The sequence below is a fragment of the Pseudomonas sp. GW821-FHT07F01 genome, assembly GCF_059418825.1.
Genome location: NZ_JBWKQO010000010.1, coordinates 173,394 through 199,392, shown reverse-complemented (window position 1 = coordinate 199,392; position 25,999 = coordinate 173,394). Strand labels below are relative to the sequence as shown.

At 62.8% G+C, this 25,999-nt stretch carries 22 protein-coding genes; 15 read left to right on the top strand and 7 right to left on the bottom strand.

All coding sequences use genetic code 11. The features are described from left to right. Window positions 1-369: 369 nt before the first annotated feature. Window positions 370-807: a hypothetical protein gene (locus AC07R1_RS30865; protein ID WP_015634809.1), complete on the bottom strand. Its 438-nt coding sequence runs from the start codon at window positions 805-807 to the stop codon at window positions 370-372. Between the two features lie 100 nt (window positions 808-907). Between AC07R1_RS30865 and AC07R1_RS30860 the strand changes: the two genes are divergently transcribed. Next, on the top strand, window positions 908-1,345 hold the full coding sequence (locus AC07R1_RS30860; protein WP_011060258.1) for a universal stress protein: 438 nt from the start codon (window positions 908-910) through the stop codon (window positions 1,343-1,345). 95 nt (window positions 1,346-1,440) lie between these two features. Here the strand turns inward: AC07R1_RS30860 and AC07R1_RS30855 are convergent, their stop codons facing one another. Continuing rightward, a complete protein-coding gene (locus tag AC07R1_RS30855; RefSeq protein WP_015634808.1) occupies window positions 1,441-3,360 on the bottom strand; it encodes an ATP-binding cassette domain-containing protein in 1,920 nt (639 codons plus the stop codon). A 213-nt stretch (window positions 3,361-3,573) separates the two neighbouring features. Between AC07R1_RS30855 and AC07R1_RS30850 the strand changes: the two genes are divergently transcribed. Next, on the top strand, window positions 3,574-5,502 hold the full coding sequence (locus AC07R1_RS30850; protein ID WP_011060256.1) for a transglycosylase SLT domain-containing protein: 1,929 nt from the start codon (window positions 3,574-3,576) through the stop codon (window positions 5,500-5,502). Window positions 5,503-5,701: 199 nt separating this feature from the next. Here the strand turns inward: AC07R1_RS30850 and AC07R1_RS30845 are convergent, their stop codons facing one another. After that, entirely contained in the window at window positions 5,702-7,465 is a 1,764-nt protein-coding gene (locus AC07R1_RS30845; RefSeq protein WP_162470467.1) for an ABC transporter transmembrane domain-containing protein, read from the bottom strand. A 259-nt stretch (window positions 7,466-7,724) separates the two neighbouring features. On the opposite strand from AC07R1_RS30845, the gene AC07R1_RS30840 reads away from it, so the two are divergent. Further along, entirely contained in the window at window positions 7,725-7,904 is a 180-nt protein-coding gene (locus tag AC07R1_RS30840; RefSeq protein ID WP_011060254.1) for a PA1571 family protein, read from the top strand. A gap of 57 nt (window positions 7,905-7,961) precedes the next feature. Here the strand turns inward: AC07R1_RS30840 and pdxB are convergent, their stop codons facing one another. After that, window positions 7,962-9,104, bottom strand: a complete 1,143-nt coding sequence (gene pdxB / locus AC07R1_RS30835) for a 4-phosphoerythronate dehydrogenase PdxB (protein ID WP_053157146.1) — start codon at window positions 9,102-9,104, stop codon at window positions 7,962-7,964. A 190-nt stretch (window positions 9,105-9,294) separates the two neighbouring features. On the opposite strand from pdxB, the gene AC07R1_RS30830 reads away from it, so the two are divergent. Then, entirely contained in the window at window positions 9,295-10,704 is a 1,410-nt protein-coding gene (locus AC07R1_RS30830; protein WP_019093726.1) for an MATE family efflux transporter, read from the top strand. Here the strand turns inward: AC07R1_RS30830 and tusA are convergent. Continuing rightward, window positions 10,701-10,952, bottom strand: a complete 252-nt coding sequence (gene tusA, locus AC07R1_RS30825; RefSeq protein WP_011060251.1) for a sulfurtransferase TusA — start codon at window positions 10,950-10,952, stop codon at window positions 10,701-10,703. The two genes, AC07R1_RS30830 and tusA, sit on opposite strands and share 4 nt — an antisense overlap. Window positions 10,953-11,144: 192 nt before the next feature. Next, complete coding sequence (gene rlmM / locus AC07R1_RS30820; protein WP_015634804.1) at window positions 11,145-12,218, bottom strand: 23S rRNA (cytidine(2498)-2'-O)-methyltransferase RlmM; 1,074 nt, start codon at window positions 12,216-12,218, stop codon at window positions 11,145-11,147. A gap of 208 nt (window positions 12,219-12,426) precedes the next feature. Here rlmM and acnA point away from each other — a divergent pair, with 208 nt between their 5' ends. The 3 genes from acnA to AC07R1_RS30805 all read left to right on the top strand — a co-directional run bounded on the left by acnA (window position 12,427) and on the right by AC07R1_RS30805 (window position 17,919). Next, window positions 12,427-15,168 carry an aconitate hydratase AcnA gene (gene acnA, locus AC07R1_RS30815; protein ID WP_011060249.1) on the top strand — a complete coding sequence of 914 codons (2,742 nt, stop codon included), beginning with the start codon at window positions 12,427-12,429 and terminating at the stop codon, window positions 15,166-15,168. A gap of 176 nt (window positions 15,169-15,344) precedes the next feature. Beyond that, window positions 15,345-16,136 carry a CPBP family intramembrane glutamic endopeptidase gene (locus AC07R1_RS30810; protein ID WP_368994235.1) on the top strand — a complete coding sequence of 264 codons (792 nt, stop codon included), beginning with the start codon at window positions 15,345-15,347 and terminating at the stop codon, window positions 16,134-16,136. Window positions 16,137-16,353: 217 nt separating this feature from the next. After that, window positions 16,354-17,919: a methyl-accepting chemotaxis protein gene (locus tag AC07R1_RS30805; RefSeq protein ID WP_011060247.1), complete on the top strand. Its 1,566-nt coding sequence runs from the start codon at window positions 16,354-16,356 to the stop codon at window positions 17,917-17,919. Between the two features lie 168 nt (window positions 17,920-18,087). Here the strand turns inward: AC07R1_RS30805 and AC07R1_RS30800 are convergent, their stop codons facing one another. Beyond that, window positions 18,088-18,783: an alpha/beta family hydrolase gene (locus tag AC07R1_RS30800; RefSeq protein ID WP_495111253.1), complete on the bottom strand. Its 696-nt coding sequence runs from the start codon at window positions 18,781-18,783 to the stop codon at window positions 18,088-18,090. A gap of 99 nt (window positions 18,784-18,882) precedes the next feature. Between AC07R1_RS30800 and ccoN (AC07R1_RS30795) the strand changes: the two genes are divergently transcribed. From ccoN (AC07R1_RS30795) to ccoP (AC07R1_RS30760), 8 genes are all read left to right on the top strand, one after another. Next, window positions 18,883-20,307, top strand: coding sequence for a cytochrome-c oxidase, cbb3-type subunit I (ccoN, locus tag AC07R1_RS30795; protein ID WP_011060245.1), 1,425 nt, complete (start codon window positions 18,883-18,885; stop codon window positions 20,305-20,307). A 10-nt stretch (window positions 20,308-20,317) separates the two neighbouring features. Then, window positions 20,318-20,926, top strand: coding sequence for a cytochrome-c oxidase, cbb3-type subunit II (gene ccoO, locus AC07R1_RS30790; RefSeq protein WP_011060244.1), 609 nt, complete (start codon window positions 20,318-20,320; stop codon window positions 20,924-20,926). A 3-nt stretch (window positions 20,927-20,929) separates the two neighbouring features. Beyond that, a complete protein-coding gene (locus AC07R1_RS30785) occupies window positions 20,930-21,160 on the top strand; it encodes a cbb3-type cytochrome oxidase subunit 3 (protein ID WP_011060243.1) in 231 nt (76 codons plus the stop codon). Continuing rightward, the gene (gene ccoP / locus AC07R1_RS30780) at window positions 21,157-22,098 is read left to right on the top strand and encodes a cytochrome-c oxidase, cbb3-type subunit III (protein WP_011060242.1); all 942 of its coding nucleotides are present in this window, start codon (window positions 21,157-21,159) and stop codon (window positions 22,096-22,098) included. Before AC07R1_RS30785 ends, ccoP (AC07R1_RS30780) begins: the two co-directional genes overlap by 4 nt. Window positions 22,099-22,596: 498 nt before the next feature. Continuing rightward, window positions 22,597-24,039, top strand: coding sequence for a cytochrome-c oxidase, cbb3-type subunit I (gene ccoN, locus AC07R1_RS30775; RefSeq protein WP_011060241.1), 1,443 nt, complete (start codon window positions 22,597-22,599; stop codon window positions 24,037-24,039). Beyond that, window positions 24,039-24,647, top strand: a complete 609-nt coding sequence (ccoO, locus tag AC07R1_RS30770) for a cytochrome-c oxidase, cbb3-type subunit II (RefSeq protein ID WP_011060240.1) — start codon at window positions 24,039-24,041, stop codon at window positions 24,645-24,647. The genes ccoN (AC07R1_RS30775) and ccoO (AC07R1_RS30770) overlap by 1 nt, the downstream gene beginning before the upstream one ends. Window positions 24,648-24,652: 5 nt before the next feature. After that, complete coding sequence (locus AC07R1_RS30765; protein WP_011060239.1) at window positions 24,653-24,838, top strand: CcoQ/FixQ family Cbb3-type cytochrome c oxidase assembly chaperone; 186 nt, start codon at window positions 24,653-24,655, stop codon at window positions 24,836-24,838. Next, window positions 24,835-25,812, top strand: a complete 978-nt coding sequence (gene ccoP / locus AC07R1_RS30760) for a cytochrome-c oxidase, cbb3-type subunit III (RefSeq protein WP_011060238.1) — start codon at window positions 24,835-24,837, stop codon at window positions 25,810-25,812. The genes AC07R1_RS30765 and ccoP (AC07R1_RS30760) overlap by 4 nt, the downstream gene beginning before the upstream one ends. The last annotated feature ends 187 nt before the right edge of the window (window positions 25,813-25,999 follow it).

The following is a 25,999-nucleotide window of genomic DNA, read 5'->3' as shown; positions in this document are numbered from 1 at the left end:
CGCCACATTCAGGGAAAATCCAGCAATTGTCAATCGTCCAAAATGCTGTTTGAAACGCGACTTTGCGGTCACTCCATTGCTCCCTGGACGATCAACACGCCCCTGCATTCATAACCATTCATAGGATCTATATTTAGAAAATGCGCCCTAAATCTCCCACTGAATGGGAGAAAGAGCGACTACGCTGGGATAATATCTGAAGAAGCCGCACAGTTTGTGCGACAGGGGCACCGCCCCATTCTGCAAGAGGCCACCCCGGGTGGCAGCCACGAGATTACCGGCCTGCCTGGCCATCCCCGCCCGATGCTGATATCGGGCTTTTTATTGCCGGCTGCCCGCGATTGCCGCGCGCACCCTCCCCTGGATGACTCAGGCCAACGCCTTGAGCACCGAGGCAATATCCTGCAAAACACTGACCTCGCCACGCTCGTTCCAGTACAGGGCGATCATCTGCTTGTCCGCCTCGACCTTGAAAACCCCTGCCGGCAAGGCCTGGAAGTGCTTGAGCAGTGGCTCATCGACACAGGGCTCGCGCCACTGGTTGACCCAGTTGCCCGGCGCGATCTGCCAATAACTCCAACACACAGGCTGCCCGCTGCGCCGTGGCCGGTGATACTGCGGGCAAGGGTTGGGCGGCTCCTGGCCCAGCCAGTGCGGCCACTCCTGAGGGGCCAGTTGCATGGCCAGGCCCATGCGTCGCGCCTCCATGCGCAAGGCGATCAACCCGCTCTGGCGACGAGAAGGTCGCAACCACGCCAGCGGACTGAGAACTACCGCAAGGATTGACACCACTATCCAGACCGTCATATCTGTACTCTCGATTTTTGATGAGCGGGACCTGGGTCAAACCAACCCGCTTGAAACCAGCCATACTTGAAGCTATTGCAACCCTCAGGAGGAGCACCTCATGCCCTACCACCATATTCTGGTCGCCGTAGATCTAACCGAAGAGTGCGATCCTGTTATCCACCGTGCTCGCGAGCTGTCGGTGAGCAATGGAGCCAAGCTGTCCCTGGTGCACATTGTCGAACCCATGGCCATGGCCTTCGGGGGCGACGTCCCCATGGATCTTTCGCAGTTGCAGCAGCAACAGTTCGACCAGGCCCGGGAGCGTCTTGATCGGCTGATCAACAAGTACCCGGAGCTGACCAAGGAATACAGCCACCTGACCTACGGCCAGCCGCGCCAGGAAATCCATCACCTGGCCAAGGAACAGGAATGCGACCTGATCGTGGTCGGCAGCCACGGCCGACATGGCCTGGCCCTGCTGCTGGGCTCCACCGCCAATGATGTCCTGCACGGCGCGCCTTGCGACGTGCTGGCCGTGCACCTGGTCAAACGCTGAACCCGCCCCGAGGGTTGCCGGCTCCCAAAAGCTGGCAAGCGCACTGAAAAAAAGCCCGACTCTGCAGTCGGGCTTTTTTATCAGCAACCGGTCACTCAGGCATCCAGTTCGGCCCAGCGCTCGACCATCTGCTCCAGTTCGGCATTCAACTGCTCAAGGCGGGCAATTACCGCTGCAGTTTCCGCCGCCGGGCGCTGATAGAAACCAGCGTCAGCCATTTCCGCCTCGACCCCGGCGATCTGCTGCTCCATGGCATCGATCTGCCCCGGCAAAGCCTCAAGCTCGCGCTGCAATTTGTAGCTGAGCTTCTTTTTCGCCGCCGGCGCTTCCTGGACAGGAGCCGGAGCCGCCTGTACCGGTGCCACCACTGCAGAATTCAGCTCGGCCTTGCCGGACTTGTTCTCGGTCACCCCCAGCAACCGCGGCGAACCGCCCTGGCGCAACCAGTCCTGGTAGCCGCCGACGTACTCGCGCACCTTGCCTTCGCCTTCGAAGACCAGGGTGCTGGTCACCACGTTGTCGAGGAATGCCCGGTCGTGGCTGACCATCAGCACAGTGCCCTGGAAGGTCAGCAGCACCTCTTCCAGCAGTTCGAGGGTTTCTACATCCAGGTCGTTGGTCGGTTCATCGAGCACCAGCAGGTTGGCCGGTTTACTGAACAGCTTGGCCAGCAGCAACCGCGCACGTTCGCCGCCAGACAACGCCTTGACCGGCGTGCGAGCACGCTGCGGGCTGAACAGGAAGTCGCCGAGGTAGCTCAGCACGTGGCGGCTCTGGCCATCGATCTCGATGAAGTCGCGACCTTCGGCGACGTTGTCGATCACGGTCTTTTCCAGATCCAGCTGATGGCGCAACTGGTCGAAGTAGGCCACGTCGATACGCGTACCCTCTTCCACCTTACCGCTGCTGGGCACCAGGCCACCGAGCATCAGCTTGAGCAGCGTGGTCTTGCCGGTACCGTTGGCGCCCAAGAGGCCGATGCGGTCGCCGCGCTGCAGGACCATGGAGAAGTCCTTGACCAGGAACGGACCGTCCGGGTGAGCGAAGCTGACGTTCTCCAGCACCATCACCTGCTTGCCGGACTTGTCTGCGGTTTCCAGCTGGATATTGGCCTTGCCGGTACGCTCGCGACGTTCGCTGCGCTCGACACGCAGCGCCTTGAGGGCGCGCACGCGGCCTTCGTTGCGGGTGCGCCGGGCCTTGATGCCCTGGCGAATCCAGACTTCCTCCTGGGCCAGGCGCTTGTCGAACAGCGCGTTGGCGGTTTCTTCCGCCGCCAGCATGGCTTCCTTGTGCACCAGGAAGCTGGCGTAGTCGCCGTTCCAGTCGATCAGGCCGCCGCGGTCCAGTTCGAGGATGCGGGTGGCCAGGTTCTGCAGGAAGGAACGGTCGTGGGTAATAAAGAGGACCGCCCCCTGGAAATCCTTCAGCGCCTCTTCCAGCCAGGCGATGGCACCAATGTCCAGGTGGTTGGTGGGCTCGTCGAGCAGCAGCAGGTCCGGCTCGGACACCAGGGCCTGGGCCAGCAGCACGCGACGACGCCAGCCGCCGGACAACTCGGCGAGGGTCTTGTCGGCCGGCAGCTGCAGGCGGCTCAGGGTGCTGTCCACCAATTGTTGCAGGCGCCAGCCGTCACGGGCTTCGAGGTCGTGCTGGACGTGCATCAGTTTTTCCAGATCGGCGTCGGTGACGATGTTCTGGCTCAGGTGGTGGTACTGGGCCAGCAACTCGCCGACACCGTCCAGGCCCTGGGCGACCACGTCGAACACGGTCCGCTCGTCGGCCACCGGCAATTCCTGGGGCAATTCGCCGATCTTCAGACCGGGTGCGCGCCATACGGAGCCGTCGTCGGGCTTCTGATCGCCCTTGACCAGCTTCATCATGCTGGATTTGCCAGTACCGTTACGGCCGATGATGCACACCCGCTCACCACGGGCGATCTGCCAGGACACCTTGTCCAACAACGGCATGGCGCCGAAAGCAAGGGACACATCGCTGAATTTGAGCAGGGTCATGTTCTTCTCCAAAAACCGGGCGCGCATTCTACCTGAGTTGAGCCCGCAGAAGGCCGGGTATTTCGCCCACGAGGGCGCTCGCGGCACATTTGTTGCCAACTGATGCCAGCAGGCCGGCAAAGCTTTCACCGGTTGCTGGCAAAAGGCTAAGCTAGTGAGCAATCAGTGTTGGCCCTGTCGGCACTTGTCATGATTTCTCTGCCCGGATGTCTCATGCGCAGTCGCCTTTTCAGTGTTTTATCTTGCCTGCTTCTTTCCACCACAGCCGTCCACTGCGCCCAGGCGGCAGACCTGACTCTACAGCGCCAGTATTACGATGAAGCCAAGCGCGCCCTGGCCAAAGGCGATTCCGGCCCCTATTTCCGTTATGCCGATGCGCTGCGCGACTATCCGCTGGAGCCCTACCTGGCCTACGACGAGCTCACCGCCCGGCTGAAATCCGCCAGCAACCCCGAGATCGAGAAGTTCCTCGCCGAACATGGCGACCTGCCCCAGGCCAACTGGATGAAACTGCGCTGGTTGCGCTGGCTGGCCGAACGCGGCGACTGGGCGACCTTCACCAAGTACTACGATCCGAAACTCAACTTCACCGAACTGGACTGCCTCAATGGCCAGTACCAGCTGGGGCACAACCTCAAGGCCGAAGGCTACGCCGCCACCGAGAAGCTCTGGCTGACCGGCAAATCCCAACCTGCTGCCTGCGACGCGTTGTTCGCCCAGTGGGCCGCCGAAGGCCAGTTGACCGAACAGAAGCGCTGGCAGCGAGCCAAACTGGCCGCCGAGGCCCGCAACTACCCCCTGGCCAACAGCCTGGTAAAGAGCATGACCACCCTGGCGCCCCAGGGCCGCCTGCTGGTGGACGTGGCGCAAAAACCCGAACTGCTGAGCCAGCCCTCGCGCTTCCAGCCTGCCGATGAAGCCATGTCCGACGTGGTTGGCCTCGGCCTGCGCCGCCTGGCGCGCCAGGATCCGGACAAGGCCATGGCCCTGCTGGATGGCTATGCCAGCAGCATGCACTTTTCCCGTGACGAAAAAGTGGCCATCGCCCGCGAGATCGGCCTGACCCTGGCACGGCGCTTCGACAGCCGCGCCCTGGACGTGATGACCAAGTACGATCCCGAGCTGCGGGACAACACCGTCTCCGAATGGCGCCTGCGCCTGCTGCTGCGCCTGGCGCGCTGGGAAGACGCCTACCAGCTGACCCGCAAGCTGCCCCAGGACCTGGCCACCACCAACCGCTGGCGCTACTGGCAGGCCCGTAGCCTGGAACTGGCCGAACCGAAGAACCCTCAGGCCCAGGTATTGTTCAAGGGCCTGGCCCGGGAGCGGGATTTCTACGGTTTCCTTGCCGCCGATCACGCCAAGGCGCCCTACCAGCTCAACAACCAGCCGCTGATGCTCAGCCAGGCCGTGATCAACAAGGTACGCAACACCCCGGGTGTACGCCGTGCCCTGGAGCTGCATGCCCGCGGGCAGATCGTCGACGGCCGCCGCGAGTGGTACCACGTCAGCCGGCATTTCAACCGCGACGAAATGGTTGCCCAGGCCAAGTTGGCCTACGACCTGAAATGGTACTTCCCGGCCATTCGCACCATCAGCCAGGCCCAGTACTGGGATGACCTGGACATCCGCTTCCCCATGGCCCACCGCGACACCCTGGTGCGCGAAGCCAAGGTTCGCGGCCTGCATTCCAGCTGGGTGTTCGCCATTACCCGCCAGGAAAGCGCCTTCATGGACGACGCCCGTTCCGGCGTCGGCGCCAGCGGCCTGATGCAACTGATGCCCGGCACCGCCAAGGAAACCGCGCGCAAGTTCAGCATTCCCCTGGCCTCGCCCCAGCAAGTGCTGGACCCGGACAAGAACATCCAGTTGGGCGCCGCCTACCTGAGCCAGGTCCACAGCCAGTTCAACGGCAACCGGGTACTGGCTTCCGCCGCCTACAACGCCGGCCCCGGGCGGGTGCGCCAGTGGCTCAAGGGGGCCGACCACCTGAGTTTCGATGTCTGGGTGGAAAGCATTCCTTTCGACGAAACCCGCCAGTACGTGCAGAACGTACTGTCCTACTCGGTGATCTACGGCCAGAAGCTCAATTCGCCGCAGCCCCTGGTGGACTGGCACGAACGCTATTTCGACGATCAGTAAGCACCGACCCACAACAAAAAATGCCCGCAGCAATGCGGGCATTTTTGTATCTCCCCCCCCCCCAATACCAGTAGCCGCTGCCGAGCCTGCGACCGGGCGCGAAGTGGCCGTAAAGCGCTCGCTACGTTGGCGAGGACTACGTGCTCGTGCGCAGCCTCGCAGGCTCGGCAGCGACTACAGGGCTCAGGGATGCGTGGGCTCAGCCATCGCTGAATTGCAGGGCCGCCAGGCGCGCATACAAGGGGTTGCTGGCAATCAGTTGCTGGTGGGTACCCACCGCGACCAGCCTGCCCTGGTCCATGACCGCGATCCGGTCGGCATTCTTCACCGTGGCCAGGCGATGGGCGATCACCAGGGTGGTGCGGTTCTTCATCAGGCTGGGCAAGGCCTGCTGGATCAGGTGCTCGCTTTGCGCGTCGAGGGCGCTGGTGGCTTCGTCCAGTAGCAGGATCGGCGCGTCCACCAGCAAGGCCCGAGCTATCGCCAGGCGCTGGCGCTGGCCGCCCGAAAGGCCAAGCCCGGCATCCCCCAGGTGGGTCTGGTAACCCTCGGGCATCTGTTCGATGAACTCATGGGCATAGGCGATCTTCGCCGCTTCCTGGACCTGGGCCAGGGTCGCCTCGGGATTGCCGTAGCGAATGTTCTCCTCGATGCTGCCGTAGAACAGCGCCGGGCTTTGCGAAACCAGGGCGAAGCAGCGACGCAGGTCCAGCGGGTCGAGCTGGGTCAGGGCCACGCCATCCAGCAGGATCCTTCCCTGCTGCGGGTCGTAGAAGCGCAGCAACAGATCATAAAGGGTGGATTTACCGGCCCCGGAAGGCCCCACCAACGCCAGAGTCTCTCCGGCCCGGATGCTCAGGCTCAAACCATCGATCGCGAAGCGGTCGGGCCGCGACGGATAGGAAAACCGCAGCCCGTCCAGCTCCAGATCACCCCGCACCCGCGCCGGCAGGCTTACCAGCCCGTCGGCGGGCGGCTGGATGATATTGTCCGCCCGCAACAATTCGGCAATCCGCTCCGCCGCGCCGGCCGCGCGCTGCAACTCGCCGATCACTTCGCTCAGGGTGCCGAAGGCACTGCCGACAATCAGGCTGTAGAAGACGAATGCCGCCAGCTCGCCGCCGGAGATGCGCCCGGCAATCACGTCCATGCCACCGACCCAGAGCATCACCCCCACCGCCCCCAGCACCAGGACGATCACCAGGGTGATCAGCCAGGCACGCTGGACAATCCGCTTGCGCGCCGTGTCGAACGCCTGCTCCACGGTCACGGCAAACCGCCGTTCATCCTGGGGTTGGTGGTTATAAGCCTGGACCGTCTTGATCTGGCCGAGGGTTTCCGAGACATAGCTGCCGACATCGGCAATCCGGTCCTGGCTCAGGCGCGACAGGCTGCGCACCCGCCGACCGAAGATCAGGATTGGCGCCAGCACCAGCGGCAAGGCGATGACCACAATGCTGGTGAGCTTCGGGTTGGTGACAAACAGCAGCACGATCCCCCCCAGCACCATCAGCGCATTGCGCAAAAACAGCGACAGCGAAGACCCGATCACCGATTGCAGCAAGGTGGTGTCCGCGGTCAAGCGCGACTGGATTTCCGAGCTGCGGTTGTTTTCGTAGAACCCGGGATGCAGGTAGATCAGGTGATTGAACACCTGGCGCCGGATATCCGCCACGCAACGCTCGCCAATCCACGACACCAGGTAAAAGCGCACGAAGGTACCCACCGCCAGCGCCAGCACCAGCAGCAGGAACAGGCCGATGGACTGGTTCAACAGATGGGGCGATTGAGTCATGAAGCCCTGGTCCACCAACAGGCGAATGCCCTGCCCCATGGACAGGGTAATGCCGGCGGTAACTATCAGTGCCAGCAAGGCGCCCAACGCCTGCCAACGGTAGGGAGCGACAAAGCGGCTGGCCAGATGCAGCGCCCGGCGGTGACGAGAAGAAAGCATGCTGTTCATCCATTGACGCACCGGCGAGCCGTTCGTTGCAGCAACGGCAACGAGATGAATTCGCAGGAACTTTGGTAAATCACAATGAGTCAGGTTGATTATGACCGCTGACACTAGAGCCTAGAGATTATCGGTCTAATCCGTGGCTGGCACTCCCCGGGCATTTCTGTTGGAGTGAAGTCGCCGGGCCAGCCCTCGCGGCGGTCTGTAACAGCTTGGTCACCCGGCCATTCTAGAGTAAGCACACAACCTGATGAGGAGACAGGCCATGTCCTTGCAACACAGCAGCAATGACAAGATTCAAGTGATCCGTACCCAGCCAAACCAGTCTCTGGGGTGTGCCATCATCGACGCCCAGGGTCGCGAAGTACCTATTACTGAAGACATGATCCAGAACGCCTGCCGCGAACTGGAAAAGCGACTGGTCAAGCCTGCTCGGCAAGATTGACACACAGCCTCACGTCCTCTTGACCCGGCCTTGCGGCCGGGTTTTTTATGCGCGGTTTCAGGCTTCCCGGGCACCCAAGGCACGGACGATCCGGCTCAAGGCCGCGGACTCGCCCTGGATGCGCACTTCCAGGCCGTCGATCTCGCGACGCTCCGGATAATGCTTGCGCAGACCATCGAAGGCGCTGCGCTGCTGAGCTACATCGTCCGACAGGCTACGGCGAAAATCCGCATCGTCGCGACGCGGGTCATACACGGCACGGCAGATCATCGCCAGGGCCCAGGCCGGGTCCGCATTGGCATTCAGGCTGACCTGAGGCACCCAGGGCGCCGGCAGCAAGGCCGACAGGCTGACCTGCTCGGCCTGCCCGAGGAAACGGCAGTAGGCCTGGTAGATCTGCGCCGTGCCCCGTTGCTTGCCGTCCAGGCTGTAACCGGCGATATGCGGCGTCGCCAGCACGCAGAGGTCCGCCAGGGAAGCATCCACCGTCGGCTCCTCCTCCCAGACATCCAGCACCGCCTGCAAGTCCTCGCGCTGGCGCAGCACCTCAGCCAGGGCCCGGTTATCCACCACCGGGCCACGGGCCGCGTTGATCAGCCAGGTGCCGTGCCTGAGCCGGTTCAGCCGCTGGCGATCCAGCAGGTGCCAGGTGGAGTCTTGCCCGCTCTTGGTCAGGGGTGTGTGCAAGCTGATGACATCGCAACGCTCGAGCAACTGCTCCAGGCTGACATAGTCGCCGCCTTCCGCCGCCTGCCGCTGCGGATCGCAGACCAGCACATTCCAGCCCAGGCCACGCAGCACCTCGATCAGGCGCCCGCCCACTTCACCGGCACCGACCACGCCATAGCAACGCTGCGCCAGGTCCACGCCTTCGATCTCGGCCAGGGTCAGCAGGCTGCCCAGCACATAGTCCACCACGCCCCGGGCGTTGCAGCCCGGGGCGCTGGACCAGGTGATCCCGGCCTGCTGGAAATACTCCAGGTCCAGGTGATCGGTGCCGATGGTGCAGGTGCCGACAAACCGCACCGGGCTGCCTTCCAGCAACTGGCGGTCGACCTGAGTCACCGAGCGCACCAGCAACACATCTGCCTGCTCCACGGTCGCCCGGTCGATGGCGCGCCCGGGGAAACGCCGGATCTCGCCGAAACCGGCAAAGAACTCTTCGATCAGGGGGATATTTTCGTCGGCAACAATCAACATGGCAGGCTCCTCTGGCGGAGCCGCAGTGTAGGCGCAGATGCCAGGCCGGGCTAGCGCGGCATGCGCGCGAACCGGCATTTTCACCACCCCCGGCGCTTACAAATCCACAACACGGGATGTTTTCCTGACTGAGATGTCAACGCGTAGACTGTCGCGTCCTGCGCAACACCACCTATGGACGCTACGCCCCGTGAATTCCGTGACTGACTCCCCTGCCGCCACCGCCACCAGCCGCCCTGCCCGGGTCGGCCGTGAACTGCATGACCTGCTGGTACTGGCCCTGCCCATCATGATTGCCCAGGTGGCCACCACCGCCATGGGCTTTGTCGATGCCGTGATGGCCGGCCGGGTCGGCCCGCGGGATCTGGCAGCCGTCGCCCTGGGCAACTCGATCTGGATTCCGGTGTTCCTGCTGATGACCGGCACCCTGCTGGCCACCACGCCCAAGGTGGCGCAGCGCTTCGGCGCCGGCAACCTGCACGAGATCGGCCCGCTGGTGCGCCAGGCACTGTGGCTCGCCGTGGTGGCCGGGATCTCGGCCCTGCTGATACTGATCAGTGCCGAGCCGGTGCTGCACCTGATGAATGTCGATCCGGAACTGATCAAGCCCTGCATGGGCTACCTGCACGGCATCGCCAGTGGCTTGCCGGCGGTAGCGCTGTACTACGTGCTGCGCTGCCTCAGCGATGGCCTGGGCCGCACGGTGCCGAGCATGGTCATCGGCCTGGGAGGCCTGGCCCTGAACATCCCCATCAACTACATCTTCATCTATGGTCATTTCGGTGTACCGGCCATGGGCGGCGTCGGTTGCGGCTGGGCCACGGCCATCGTGATGTGGGCCATGATGCTGGGCATGGCCGGCTGGATTTTCTGGGCACCGGCCTACCGCAAGATCCAGTTGTTCAGCCGCTTCGACTGGCCGCAAGGGGCGATGATCGGGCGCTTGCTGAGCATCGGCCTGCCCATCGGCATTGCAGTGTTCGCCGAATCGAGCATTTTCGCGGTGATCGCCCTGCTGATCGGCAGCCTGGGGGCCACGGTGGTGGCCGGGCACCAGATCGCCCTCAACGTCAGCGCCCTGATGTTCATGATTCCCTACTCCCTGGCCATGGCGGTGACCGTGCGGGTCGGCCAGGCCCTGGGCCGCCAGCAACCCCGCAATGCGCGCTTCAGCGCCGGCGTCGGCATGGCCACGTCACTGGCCTACGCCTGCCTTTCGGCGAGCCTGATGTTCTTCCTGCGTGAGCCCATCGCCACCATCTACACCACCGACCCGATGGTGATTCAGGTCGCTTCGATGCTGATTGTGTATGCGGCGCTGTTCCAGTTTTCCGATGGCATCCAGGTCACGGCGGCCGGCGCATTGCGCGGCTACCAGGACACTCGGGTGACCATGATCCTGACCCTGTTCGCCTACTGGGGGATTGGCTTGCCGGTGGGCTACGCCCTGGGCCTGACCGACTGGTTCGGCCCGGCGCGGGGCCCGAGTGGCCTGTGGGAAGGCCTGATCGTGGGCTTGAGCTGCGCGGCGCTGATGCTGTCGATCCGCCTGACCCGCAGCGCGCGCAAGCAGATCCGCATCAGCCGCTCAGCGGGTTAATCGAGCTTCTTGCGGATCCAGTAGAGGTAGGTACCTGCCTCTTCCTGCTGCGCTACCAGTTCATGGTCGAGAAACACACAGAACTTGGGAATGTCGCGGCGGGTGGAAGGGTCGGTGGCAATCACCTTCAACAGCCCGCCCGGCGGCAGGTCGCGGATGTGCTGGTGCAGCATCATCACCGGCTCCGGGCAGTTGAGGCCCGTGGCGTCGAGGGTGCCGTCAACCGGCGTATCGATAATCTGACTCATGAATCACTCCTGAAACTGGCCGGCATTGTCGCGCAATACCGCCATCGGTTCGTCTGTTGCTGTCGTTCCACGGCCCCGATCCTGCCGTAGGAGCTGGCTTGCCAGCGAAGGCATCCTCACGCCTTGCACAAGTGCGGGGCCTTTTTCGCCGGCAAGCCGGCTCCGACCAGGAAGCGGGCGGTGTTGCGGGTACTACGCCGATTTGGGCTTTTTCAGATCCAGGCGCCGCAGGTGGCAGGTGACTTCCTCGCGGTCGTGGTACAGCTGCTTGCAGCCAATGGCCACGCGAATGCCCCGGGCCTTGAAGCCTTCTTCGATGCGCTCCAGCAAGCGCTTCACTTCGGCATAGCGCTGCTTCATCGGCAGCTTGAGGTTGACCACCGCCTCGCGGCAGTGCCCCTCGCCGATCCAGGTCTCCAGCAGCGCGGCGTTGCGCGCCGGTTTCTCGACGATGTCGCAGACCATCCAGTCCACCGGCTGCCTGGGCTTGTAGGTAAAGCCGTCCGCCATCAGGTGCTGCACCAGGCCGGTGTCCATCAGGCTTTCAGCCATGGGGCCGTTGTCCACGGCGGTCACCAGCATGCCGCGGTTGACCAGTTGCCAGGTCCAGCCGCCCGGGGCAGCCCCCAGGTCGACGCCGGTCATGTCGCCATGCAGACGCTCGTCCCACTGGTCCCGAGGAATGAAATGGTGCCAGGCCTCTTCCAGCTTCAGGGTCGAGCGGCTCGGCGCTTCCCGGGGGAATTTCAGCCGTGGAATGCCCATGGGCCACATGGCCGAGTTGCCGGCATCAGCCAGGCCGACGAAGACTTCCCGACCGCTCTTGAAGGTCAGCAACAAGCGCGGCTTGGTCGCGTCGTCCACCAGCTTGCCGGCAGCGGTCAGGGCTTTGCGCAGGGGTGCTTCGAACTTCTTGCAGAAGTTGGACAGCTCCTTGCCATCGTTGGTGTCCACCACTTCCAGCCACAGACTGCCGCACTGCGGGAAGTTGGCCAGGTAGGCAAGGATCACGCTGATGCGGTCGGTTTCCGGCAAGTCGATGAAGCCGCCCCGGGCCCACTGCCGGGGAAAGATCAGCTCCGGGAAGCGCAGGCCCTGCATCAGACGCTGGGCCCCGTCGTCCTCGGTGCAGATGAACTCGGCGCAGGCGGTGCTGGGCTTGGCCTTGGCATAACCGGCGACATTCAGCCGGGCCGCGTGGTCGGCGATCTCGGAGCAGACTTCGCCCTCGAAGCCGGGCCGGCAATGGATAAACAGGGTGTTCATTGAATCTCCTGGGCAAATGGCGATGAATCGATGCGCAAACCTGCCCTGTAGCAAAGCCTGTCACGAAAACCGGCGCATGATAACCGAGTTCGGAACCTTGGACTGAGCCCAGCAGTCCAGTGATTAGCTATAAGCCCCAAACAGAGCTAGGTTAACTCTCTGTCCGTATCACAGGCCCGTAGCCGTGCGGGCCACAAGGAGTCATTCAATGCCATCCCTCGATAGCCTGAAAACCCTTAAGACCCTAAAAGTCGACGACAAGACTTATCACTATTTCAGCCTGCCGGACGCCGCCAGGAGCCTGGGTGATATCGACACCCTGCCCATGTCGCTGAAAGTCCTGCTGGAAAACCTGTTGCGCTGGGAAGACGACAAGACCGTCACCGGCGCCGACCTCAAGGCCATCGCGGCCTGGCTCAAGGAGCGCCGCTCCGACCGCGAGATCCAGTACCGCCCCGCACGGGTGCTGATGCAGGACTTCACCGGGGTGCCGGCGGTGGTCGACCTGGCCGCGATGCGCGCCGCCATGGCCAAGGCCGGTGGCGATCCGCAGCGGATCAACCCGCTGTCACCGGTGGACCTGGTGATCGACCACTCGGTGATGGTGGACAAGTTCGCCAGCAGCAGCGCCTTCGAGCAGAACGTCGATATCGAGATGCAACGCAACGGCGAGCGCTATGCCTTCCTGCGCTGGGGCCAGAGCGCCTTCGACAACTTCAGCGTGGTACCGCCGGGCACCGGCATCTGCCACCAGGTCAACCTGGAATACCTGGGGCGCACGGTCTGGACCAAGGACGAGGACGGCCGCACCTATGCCTTCCCCGACACCCTGGTGGGCACCGACTCCCACACCACCATGATCAATGGCCTTGGCGTACTGGGCTGGGGCGTGGGCGGGATCGAAGCCGAAGCGGCGATGCTCGGCCAGCCGGTGTCGATGCTGATTCCCGAAGTCATCGGCTTCAAGCTCACCGGCAAGCTCAAGGAAGGCATCACCGCCACCGACCTGGTGCTGACGGTGACCCAGATGCTGCGCAAGAAAGGCGTGGTCGGCAAATTCGTCGAGTTCTACGGTGACGGCCTGGCCGACCTGCCCCTGGCGGACCGTGCCACCATCGCCAACATGGCACCGGAATACGGCGCCACCTGCGGCTTCTTCCCGGTGGATGACATCACCCTGGACTACCTGCGCCTGTCCGGGCGCCCCGACGAACTGGTGAAACTGGTGGAGGCCTACAGCAAGGCCCAGGGCTTGTGGCGCCTGCCGGGCAAGGAGCCGGTATTCACCGACAGCCTGGCGCTGGACATGGGCACCGTGGAGGCCAGCCTCGCCGGCCCCAAACGGCCGCAGGACCGGGTTGCACTGCCCAACGTTGCCCAGGCTTTCACTGACTTCCTCGACCTGCAGTTCAAACCCACCAGCAAGGAAGAAGGCCGCCTGGAAAGCGAAGGTGGCGGTGGTGTGGCGGTGGGCAACGCGGACCTGGTGGGCGAAGCCGACTACCAGTACGACGGCCAGACCTATCGCCTGAAAAACGGTGCCGTGGTGATCGCGGCCATCACCTCCTGCACCAACACCTCCAACCCCAGCGTCATGATGGCCGCCGGCCTGGTGGCGAAGAAGGCCGTGGAAAAAGGCCTGCAACGCAAACCCTGGGTCAAGAGCTCGCTAGCCCCAGGCTCCAAGGTGGTGACCGACTACTACAAGGCTGCCGGCCTGACGCCCTACCTGGACCAACTGGGCTTCGATCTGGTGGGCTACGGCTGCACCACCTGCATCGGCAACTCCGGCCCGCTGCAGGAGCCGATCGAGAAAGCCATCCAGCAGGCCGACCTCAGCGTGGCCTCGGTGCTGTCGGGCAACCGCAACTTCGAGGGCCGGGTGCATCCACTGGTGAAAACCAACTGGCTGGCCTCGCCGCCCCTGGTCGTGGCCTATGCCCTGGCGGGCACGGTGCGCATCGACATCAGCAGCGAGCCTCTGGGCCAGGGCAAGGACGGCCAGCCGGTGTACCTGCGGGACATCTGGCCCAGCAGCAAGGAGATCGCCGACGCCGTGGCCCAGGTCAACACTCGGATGTTCCACAAGGAGTACGCCGAAGTGTTCGCCGGGGATGCACAGTGGCAAGCCATCGAAGTGCCGCAGGCCGCCACCTATGTGTGGCAGGACGACTCCACCTATATCCAGCACCCGCCGTTCTTCGATGACATCGCCGGCCCGCTGCCGCAGATCACCGATGTCAGCGGCGCCCGGGTACTGGCCCTGCTGGGGGACTCGGTGACCACCGACCACATCTCCCCGGCCGGCAACATCAAGGCCGACAGCCCGGCTGGCCGCTACCTGCGGGACAAGGGCGTGGAACCGCGGGACTTCAACTCCTACGGCTCACGGCGCGGCAACCACGAAGTGATGATGCGCGGTACCTTCGCCAACATCCGCATTCGCAACGAAATGCTCGGCGGCGAGGAAGGTGGCAACACCTTGTACATTCCCACCGGCGAGAAGTTGGCGATCTATGACGCAGCCATGCGCTACCAGGCCGACGGCACGCCGCTGGTGGTGATCGCCGGCCAGGAATACGGCACCGGTTCGAGCCGCGACTGGGCGGCCAAAGGCACCAACCTGCTGGGAGTCAAGGCAGTGATCGCCGAAAGCTTCGAACGTATCCACCGCTCCAACCTGGTGGGCATGGGCGTCCTGCCCTTGCAGTTCAAGCTGGACCAGAACCGCAAGAGCCTGAAGCTGACCGGCAAGGAAACCCTGGACATTCTCGGCCTCAGCGGTACGGAACTGACGCCGCGGATGAACCTGACCCTGGTGATCACCCGTGAGGATGGCAGCCAGGAGAAGATCGAGGTGCTGTGCCGCATCGATACCTTGAATGAAGTGGAATACTTCAAGTCCGGCGGGATCCTGCACTACGTTCTGCGGCAACTGATTGCCTCCTGACGCTGCCTGAAAAAAACACCGCCTTCGGGCGGTGTTTTGCATTGGGCTGCCGTGCCAGGACGAGGTGATTATACTGCGCGCCCGCCAAATCTGACTCACCGGTCGCAATGGCGACTACAGATCCGGCGCAGTACTACGTCTCTGCAATACCCATTCTTACGCAACAAGGATTCCCCATGACCGCTCTGCCATGGATGTACCTGGCACTTCTTTCCATTGGCTACGCACTGGCCCTGAGCTACGGGCAACTGGGCCTGCTGGCCGCCCTGTCGATCTTGCTGCTGTTGGCTGCCGGCTTTGCCGTGCGCCAGCAACGCAGCCGCGTCGGCCAGTACCTGGGCCACGGCCTGTTCGTGGTGCTCGCTCTGGCCCTGGCCATGCACTGGCTGCCCGGGTTCTACAATGGCCGGGCCATCGACCCGCAACGCTTCACCGACGATGCCGTGCCCTTCTCCCTGTACCTGAACCAGGACAAGCCGCTGATCGGCTTCTGGCTGCTGCTGGTATGCCCGTGGATAGTCGGGCGGCGCTCACTGCGCCTGTCGCTGTATGCCACCGCCGCGGCTCTGACTCTGTGTGCGGTAGCCGCACTGGGCGGCGCGCTGCTAATGGGCATGATCACTTGGGCGCCGAAATGGCCGGAGCAGGCGTGGCTCTGGGTGCTGAACAACCTGCTGCTGGTGACCCTGGTGGAAGAGGCGCTGTTCCGCGGCTATATCCAGGGTGGCCTGAGCCGGCGCTTCAAGGCCCTGCCCTACGGCGAGAACCTGGCGCTGCTGTGCGCGGCGCTGCTGTTCGGCCTGGTGCACCTGGGCGCGGGGTGGCAATGGACCCTATTGGCAGGCATCGCCGGCGTCGGCTACGGTCTGGCCTATCGCTTTGGCGGCCTGGGGGCGGCGATAGCCACTCACTTCGGTCTCAACCTGTTGCATTTCGGCCTCTTCACCTACCCGATGCTGGCCGGATAACCGGCCAGCTGTTTTACCAAACCAGTACTTCAGGACTATTGACTGCCAAGGAAGAAGGTCAATGATTAGCCCCTCGCCAACGCCGGCTGAAACCTGCCGGCGCTTTTTGCAAGCGACACATTCTGCCAATGAGACCCAGAGCCGATTATTGAAAAATAATTTCAATAATCGGTTGAAGCGGCCGACAACCTATCAAAGCCTTGCGGATTGAAAAACCATGCGTAATAACCAGCCTGTCACTCAGCGCGAACGTACCTTCCCGGCTCAACAACGGTTGATTTCCACCACCGACGCCAAAGGCGTGATCACCTACTGCAACGACGCCTTTGTCGAGATCAGTGGGTTCTCCCGTGAAGAACTGGTTCGCGCACCGCACAACCTGGTACGTCACCCTGATGTGCCGGCGGCGGTGTTCGCGCACATGTGGGGCACCTTGAAACAAGGCTTGCCATGGATGGGCATCGTCAAGAACCGCTGCAAGACCGGCGACCACTACTGGGTCAACGCCTATGTGACACCGGTTTTCGAAGGCAGCCAGGTGGTAGGTTACGAGTCGGTCCGGGTCAAGCCCACCGCCGAACAGGTGCGCCGCGCCGAAGCCCTCTACCAGCGCATCAACTCTGGCAAGTCGGCCATTCCCAAGCGTGACAAGTGGCTGCCGGTGCTGCAGGACTGGCTGCCGTTCATCCTGGTCAGCCAGTTGAGCTTCATGATCGGTGCCTGGCTCAACTCCCACTGGGGCTTCGCCCTGGCCGCCGCGCTCTCGGTGCCCCTGGGCCTGCTGGGCCTGAGCTGGCAGCAGCGCGGCCTCAAGCGCCTGTTGCGCCTGGCCGAGCAGACCACCTCCGACCCGCTGATCGCTCAGATGTACACCGACAGCCGCGGCGCCCAAGCCCGCCTGGAGATGTCGATCCTGAGCCAGGAAGCGCGCCTGAAGACCTGCCTGACCCGCCTGCAGGACACGGCCGAGCACCTCAACGAGCAGGCCCGCCAGTCCGACACCCTGGCCCACAACAGCTCCAGCGGCCTGGAGCGCCAACGGGTCGAGACCGAACAGGTGGCCACCGCGGTCAACCAGATGGCCGCCACCACCCAGGAAGTGGCCAGCCACGTGCAACGCACCGCCGACGCAACCCAGGAAGCCAATCGCCTGACCGGCCGTGGCCGCGATATCGCCGGGGAAACCCGCGAAGCCATCCAGCGCCTGTCGGTGGTGGTGGGCGAAACCGGGCTGACGGTAACCCAACTGGCTAAGGACAGTGACGAAATCGGCGGCGTTGTCGACGTGATCAAGGGCATTGCCGACCAGACCAACCTGCTGGCCCTGAACGCAGCCATCGAAGCCGCCCGTGCCGGTGAAATGGGCCGCGGCTTTGCCGTGGTGGCCGACGAGGTGCGTCAGTTGGCACAGCGCACCAGTGAGTCCACCGGGCAGATCCATACCCTGATCGCCAAGCTGCAGCAGACAGCCGCCACCGCCGTGCAGACCATGGACGCCGGTCATCGTCAGGCCGAAGAAGGCGTGGCCCGGGTGCTGGAAGCCGACCAGGCACTGGTGGGCATCAGCGAAGCGGTGGCCAACATCACCGACATGACCACCCAGATCGCTGCCGCCACCGAAGAGCAAAGCTCGGTGGCCGAAGAGATCAGCCGCAACATCAGCACCATCGCGCAACTGGCGGACCAGACTTCGGAGCAGGCCCAGCATTCGGCCGAGCTCAGCGAAGCGCTGACCCGCACCGCACACACCCAGTACTCGCTGGTGGAGCGCTTCAACCGTTAAGCCCCCTAGGGCCGGCAACAAAAAACCGGAAGCCAAGGCTTCCGGTTTTTTTATGCCCGCAAATCCACCCGACAACCGTAGGAGCGAGCTTGCTCGCGATAAATCTTCACCGCGCTCCAAATTCGAAGGCCAGGTGAACGTTTCGCGAGCAAGCTCGCTCCTGCAGGATCAGCTCAGCGCTTTCAGGAAGGCAGCAACCTTGAGCGCCGCAGATTCCAGATGCTGCCCATGGCTGAAACCCGAGGCCTTCAGGGGCTTGAGATCGTGATCAGCGGCCGTCAGCCAGTACAACTCGATACCGGGTGCCAATGTATAGGCCTCGACCGCCTGGCGATTGCCCAGGGCGTCACGCTCGCCCTGCACGATCAGGCTCGGCACTGATAGATCGGCCAGATGAGCCACCCGCGGTTTTTCCGGTTTGCCGGCGGCATAGAACGGATAGCCCAGGCACACCAATGCATCGGCCTGCAGTTCATCGGCCAGCAAACTGGCCATGCGCCCGCCCATGGACTTGCCGCCCAACGCCAACACCCCAGTGACATAAGGTCGCACCAGGGCATGCACCTCGCGCCAGCATTCCAGCAACCTGGGCGCCGGGTTGGGCGGGCGTTTGCCGCCGTCCAGGCGCCGCTGGGCCATGTAGGGAAACTCGAAGCGCAAGACGTTCACCCCATGCCCCGCAAGGCGTACAGCAATATCGTTCATGAACCCACTGTCCATGGGCGCGCCGGCGCCATGGGCGAGGATCAGGGTCGGCGCCGACTGCACCTCGACGCCCTGCGCGACATCCCACAACCAGCCCCGCTCCCGCACACACTGCGCCCATTGACCCCCGTCAATACTGGCCTTGTGCTCATTGCTCATGCTTGCCTCGCTTTTAGTCTGCCTATAACTCCAGACGAAGTGAGCGCGCCTTGCCGTGCGCAGTCGCTTTCACTTCAACTGAACCGTGGATGGGGAACCATGAACACTTCTATCAGTACCGCCTACAACTACAAGGTGGTCCGCCAATTCGCCATTATGACGGTGGTGTGGGGCATCGTCGGCATGGGGCTCGGGGTTTTTCTCGCTGCCCAGTTGGTCTGGCCCGAACTCAACTTCGATTTACCGTGGACCAGCTTCGGCCGTCTGCGGCCATTGCACACCAACGCGGTGATCTTCGCCTTCGGCGGCTGTGCGCTGTTTGCCAGCTCGTTCTACTCGGTGCAACGCACCTGCCAGACCACGCTGTTCGCGCCGAAAATCGCCGCGTTCTGCTTCTGGGGCTGGCAACTGGTGATCCTCCTGGCGGCCATCAGCCTGCCACTGGGCTACACCAGCTCCAAGGAATACGCCGAACTGGAATGGCCGATCGATATCCTGATCACCATTGTCTGGGTGGCCTACGCCATCGTGTTCTTCGGCACCCTGATGCAGCGCAAGACCAAGCACATCTATGTGGGTAACTGGTTCTTCGGCGCGTTCATCATCACCGTGGCCATCCTGCACATCGTCAACAACCTGGAACTGCCGGTCAGCTTCACCAAGTCCTACTCGGTGTATGCCGGTGCGACCGATGCGATGGTGCAATGGTGGTACGGCCACAACGCCGTGGGCTTCTTCCTGACCGCGGGCTTCCTGGGGATGATGTACTACTTCGTACCCAAGCAGGCCGAGCGCCCGGTGTACTCCTATCGCCTGTCGATCGTGCACTTCTGGGCACTGATCACCCTGTACATCTGGGCCGGCCCGCACCACCTGCACTACACCGCGCTGCCGGACTGGGCTCAGTCCTTAGGGATGGTGATGTCGCTGGTTCTGCTGGCACCAAGCTGGGGCGGCATGATCAACGGCATGATGACCCTCTCGGGCGCCTGGCATAAGCTGCGCAGCGACCCGATCCTGCGGTTCCTGGTGGTATCCCTGGCGTTCTACGGCATGTCGACCTTCGAAGGTCCGATGATGGCGATCAAGACCGTCAACGCCCTCTCCCACTACACCGACTGGACCATCGGCCACGTACACGCCGGCGCCCTCGGCTGGGTAGCGATGATCTCCATCGGCGCGCTGTACCACCTGATCCCGAAAGTCTTCGGCCGCGAGCAGATGTACAGCACCGGCCTGATCAACACCCACTTCTGGCTGGCTACCATCGGCACCGTGCTCTACATCGCTTCGATGTGGGTCAACGGTATCGCCCAGGGCCTGATGTGGCGTGCGGTCAACGAGGACGGCACCCTCACCTACTCCTTCGTCGAAACCCTGGTGGCCAGCCACCCAGGCTTCATCGTGCGACTGGTGGGTGGTGCGATCTTCCTCAGCGGCATGTTCCTGATGGCTTACAACACCTGGCGCACCGTGCGTGCCGCAGTGCCAGCCGAAGTCAACGCCGCTGCGCAGATGGCCTGAGGAGTCCGCCATGAAACACGAAACGATTGAGAAAAACGTCGGCCTGCTGATGCTGCTGATGGTCTTCGCGGTGAGCATCGGCGGTCTGACCCAGATCGTCCCGCTGTTCTTCCAGGACGTCACCAACAAGCCGGTGGAAGGCATGAAGCCCTACACCGCCCTGCAGCTGGAAGGCCGCGACATCTACATCCGCGAAGGCTGCGTACAGTGCCACTCGCAGATGATCCGTCCGTTCCGCGCCGAGACCGAGCGTTATGGTCACTACTCGGTGGCCGGTGAAAGCGTCTGGGACCACCCGTTCCTGTGGGGTTCCAAGCGTACCGGTCCGGACCTGGCCCGGGTGGGCGGTCGCTACTCCGATGACTGGCACCGTGCGCACTTGTACAACCCGCGCAACGTGGTGCCCGAGTCGAAGATGCCGGCCTACCCATGGCTGGTGACCGCACCGGTGGACAGCAGCCACACCGAAACCAAGCTCAAGGTCATGCGCACCCTGGGCGTGCCGTACACCGACGAAGACATCGCCGGCGCCACCGCCACGCTCAAGGGCAAGACCGAAATGGACGCCCTGGTCTCCTACCTGCAAGTGCTTGGCACTTCGATCAAGAGCAAGAGGTGAGCCATGGGTTTTGAACTCGATAGCGGCATGATCCGCGGCCTCGGGACCCTGGTGGTGATGATCGCCTTCATCGGCCTGTCGATCTGGGTGTTCAACTCAAAGCGCAATCCCGAGTTTGCCCAGGCCCGCCTGCTGCCCTTCGCCGATGACCCGATGCCGGGCACGGCACCGGCCGGTAACACAACTGATGACGCTCAACCTCAAGAGCCTGCAACAAGGAGCATTCGGCCATGACCACCTTCTGGAGTACGTGGATCTGCGTACTGACCATTGGCAGCCTGATCGGCCTGACCTGGCTGCTGGTCGGCACCCGCAAGGGCGAGACCAAGGGCAGTGTCGACCAGACCATGGGCCACGCCTTCGATGGCATCGAGGAGTACGACAACCCCCTGCCGCAATGGTGGTTCCTGCTGTTCGCCGGGACCCTGGTGTTTTCCGTTGGCTACCTGATCCTCTACCCGGGTCTGGGCAACTGGAAAGGCATCCTGCCGGGCTATGAAGACGGCTGGACCCAGACCAAGGAATGGGAAAAGGAGATGGCCAAGGCGGACGTGAAGTTTGGTCCGATCTTCGCCAAATTCGCGGCCATGCCGGTGGAAGAAGTGGCCAAGGACCCGCAAGCGCTGAAAATGGGCGGACGCCTGTTCGCCTCCAACTGCTCGGTCTGCCACGGTTCCGACGCCAAGGGTGCCTTCGGCTTCCCGAACCTGGCGGACGACAACTGGCGGTGGGGCGGCAGCGCCGACACCATCAAGGCCACCATCATGGGCGGCCGCATGGCGGCCATGCCGGCCTGGGGCGAAGTGCTCAAGGAAGCAGGCGTGAAGAACGTGGCAGCTTACGTTCGCCATGACCTGGCCGGCCTGCCCCTGCCAGCCGACAGCGATGCCGACCTGGTAGCCGGACAGCAAGCGTTCAGCACCACCTGCGTGGCCTGCCACGGCGCTGACGGCAAAGGCACCCAGATCATGGGCGCGCCCGACCTGACCCAGCCCGCCGGCTTCATCTACGGCACCAGCCTGGCCCAACTGCAACAGACCATCCGCCATGGTCGCCAGGGCCACATGCCAGCGCAGAGCGAACTGCTCGGCAATGACAAGGTGCAACTGCTGGCCGCCTACGTTTACAGCCTCTCCCACGGCAACAAGCCACAGGCTGAAAACACCCAGTAAGACGAGTCACGGCAAGCTGCGGGTTCCCGACTTGCAGCTTGCCGCTCGTGGTTCAACTTCCCGCTCCTTTGCGACCAAGTGTCGCACCCTCTCCCGCAGCGCGTTTGCACTCATCTGATTCAGGTCTAAGCTTGCCCCGATGGGGACTGGCACGGGCTGGTCACAGGCCAACGGTATCCGTGACGTTCGAAGCTTCTGCTCGATGACAGGCCGCAAAGGCTGGTTTATACCGGCTGTCGACTCTCTTACCGCCTGTCAGCTGATCCATCAGCTTCCACACACCCGGTTACAACCGACCTGACCCCCCCCGTTTCCTGTCCATGGCGACAGCTTGTCCGAGGGCAATTTTTTGTCCCTACTCGGCATAGGGAAAGGCCGCAGAATCAGGCATGGAACGCATTGACCCAGGTCATAGCGCGTTGCAATGACCCCCTGCTTTCTCCATACTTGCGACCGATTTTTATCCCTAATAAAACACCCAAACCGTGGAACCTTAGAATGAGCACAGCAATCAGTCCGACTGCTTATAACTATAAGGTAGTCCGCCAGTTCGCCATCATGACGGTGGTCTGGGGGATCCTTGGCATGGGGCTCGGTGTCTTCATCGCCTCACAACTGGTATGGCCGGAGTTGAACTTCGGTCTGCCGTGGACGACGTTTGGACGCCTGCGCCCGCTGCACACCAACCTGGTGATCTTCGCCTTCGGTGGATGTGCATTGTTTGCCACCTCTTACTATGTCGTGCAGCGAACCTGCCAGACGCGACTGATTTCCGACAGCCTCGCGGCCTTCACCTTCTGGGGTTGGCAAGCGGTGATCGTCGGCGCGATCGTGACCCTGCCACTGGGTTACACCACCACCAAGGAATACGCCGAACTGGAATGGCCCCTGGCTATCCTGCTGGCGATCGTCTGGGTCACCTACGGCCTGGTATTCTTCGGCACCATCACCAAGCGCAAGACCAAGCACATCTATGTGGGCAACTGGTTCTACGGTGCCTTCATCGTGGTGACCGCGATGCTGCACATCGTCAACCACGCTTCCCTGCCGGTCAGCTTCTTCAAGTCCTACTCGGCCTACGCCGGTGCGACTGATGCGATGATCCAGTGGTGGTACGGCCACAACGCCGTGGGCTTCTTCCTGACCACCGGCTTCCTGGGGATGATGTACTACTTCGTACCCAAGCAGGCCGAGCGTCCGATCTATTCCTATCGCCTGTCCATCGTGCACTTCTGGGCGCTGATCACCCTGTACATCTGGGCCGGTCCGCACCACCTGCACTACACCGCGCTGCCGGACTGGGCCCAGTCCCTGGGCATGGCCATGTCGATCATCCTGCTGGCGCCAAGCTGGGGCGGCATGATCAACGGCATGATGACCCTCTCGGGCGCCTGGCATAAGCTGCGTACCGACCCGATCCTGCGCTTTTTGGTGGTGTCCCTGGCGTTCTACGGCATGTCGACCTTCGAAGGCCCGATGATGGCGATCAAGACCGTCAACTCGCTCTCGCACTACACCGACTGGACCATCGGCCACGTACACGCCGGCGCTCTGGGCTGGGTAGCGATGATCTCCATCGGCGCCCTGTACCACCTGATCCCGAAAGTCTTCGGTCGTCAGCAGATGCACAGCATCGGCCTGATCAATACCCACTTCTGGCTGGCTACCATCGGTACCGTGCTCTACATCGCCTCGATGTGGGTCAACGGCATCACCCAGGGCCTGATGTGGCGTGCAATCAACGATGACGGCACCCTCACCTACTCCTTCGTCGAAGCGCTGCAAGCCAGCCACCCGGGCTTTATCGTCCGTGCTCTGGGCGGTGCGTTCTTCGCCACCGGCATGCTGATCATGGCGTACAACGTGTTCCGTACCGTTCGCGCCTCGAACCCGGCTGAAGCTGAAGCCGCTGCTCAGATCGCTGTAGTTGGAGCTCACTGATGAAGCACGAAGTAGTCGAGAAGAATATTGGCCTGCTGGCCTTCTTCATGGTCATCGCCGTCAGCATCGGCGGCCTGACCCAGATCGTCCCGCTGTTCTTCCAGGACGTCACCAACAAGCCGGTGGAAGGCATGAAGCCGCGTACCGCACTGGAACTGGAAGGCCGCGACGTCTACATCGCCAACGGCTGTGTCGGCTGCCACTCGCAGATGATCCGTCCGTTCCGCGCTGAAACCGAACGCTATGGTCACTACTCGGTGGCTGGTGAGAGCGTCTGGGACCACCCTTTCCTGTGGGGTTCCAAGCGTACCGGCCCGGACCTGGCCCGAGTGGGCGGTCGTTACTCCGATGACTGGCAGCGTGCGCACTTGTACAACCCGCGCAACGTGGTGCCCGAGTCGAAGATGCCGGCTTATCCGTTCCTCGTAGAAAACAAGCTCGACGGCAAAGACACCGCGAAGAAAATGGAAGTCTTGCGCACGCTCGGCGTCCCTTACACCGACGAAGACATCGCCGGTGCCAAGGATGCCGTGAAGGGCAAAACCGAAATGGACGCGCTGGTGGCCTATCTGCAAGGCCTGGGCACCATCATCAAAAGCAAACGGTGATCTAGATGGATATCGGGATGATTCGTGGCCTGGGCACCCTTGTTGTGATGGTGGCCTTCATCGGTTTGGCGCTCTGGGTGTTCAGCCCCAAGCGCAAGTCCGAGTTTGAAGACGCAACCTTGCTGCCGTTCGCGGATGATCCCGACGCCATCAAGCACGTCGAGCAAGCTTCTAGGAGTAACAAAGAATGACTACGTTCTGGAGTCTGTACGTCACAGTCCTCAGTCTGGGTACCATCTTCGCCCTGACCTGGCTGCTGCTGTCGACCCGCAAGGGCCAGCGCGCCGAGCAGACCGACGAGACGGTCGGCCACTCCTTCGACGGGATCGAGGAGTACGACAACCCCCTGCCGAAATGGTGGTTCATGCTGTTCGTCGGCACCATCGTCTTCGCCCTGGGCTACCTGGTGCTGTACCCGGGCCTGGGCAACTGGAAAGGCGTTCTGCCGGGCTACAACTACCTCGATAACGAGAAGCAGACCCCGTTCGCCAACGGCCAGTCCGGCTGGACCGGCGTCCACGAGTGGGAAAAGGAAATGGCCAAGTCGGACGCCAAGTTCGGTCCGATCTTCGCCAAGTACGCTGCCATGCCTATCGAAGAAGTGGCCAAGGACCCGCAAGCCCTGAAAATGGGTGGCCGTCTGTTCGCATCCAACTGCTCGGTCTGCCACGGTTCCGACGCCAAGGGCGCCTATGGCTTTCCCAACCTGACCGACGCCGACTGGCGCTGGGGCGGCGAGCCGGAAACCATCAAGACCACCATCATGGGCGGCCGTCACGCAGTGATGCCGGCCTGGCTGGACGTGATCAAGGAACAAGGCGTCAGTGACGTTGCCGCCTATGTCCTGACCAACCTCGACGGCCGCAAGTTGCCGGAAGGCCTGAAGGCCGACCCGGTCAACGGCCAGAAGCTGTTCGCCGCCAACTGTGCGGTATGCCACGGTCCGGAAGGCAAAGGCACCCCAGCCATGGGCGCGCCTAACCTGACTCACCCGGCAGCCTTCATCTACGGTTCGAGCTTCGCCCAACTGCAGCAGACCATTCGTTACGGCCGTCAAGGCGTGATGCCAGCGCAGGAACAACTGCAAGGCAACGACAAGGTTCACCTGCTGGCGGCTTATGTCTACAGCCTGTCCCACGGTGACAAGCAGGCCGACGCCGAGTAAGACCGACGCCTGAAAGCAACACCCGACGGCCCCGCCAATCAACATTGGCGGGGCCGTTTTGTTTGCGCCTGGCATCGGCTGACGCTCGACGGCGGATCACCCTTTCCGGCAACCCGGTAGCCAGGATTCAACAATATGGCGGACTTCGAGACCTGCGGCGTACGCCTGCTCACTCCCTGGAAGAATT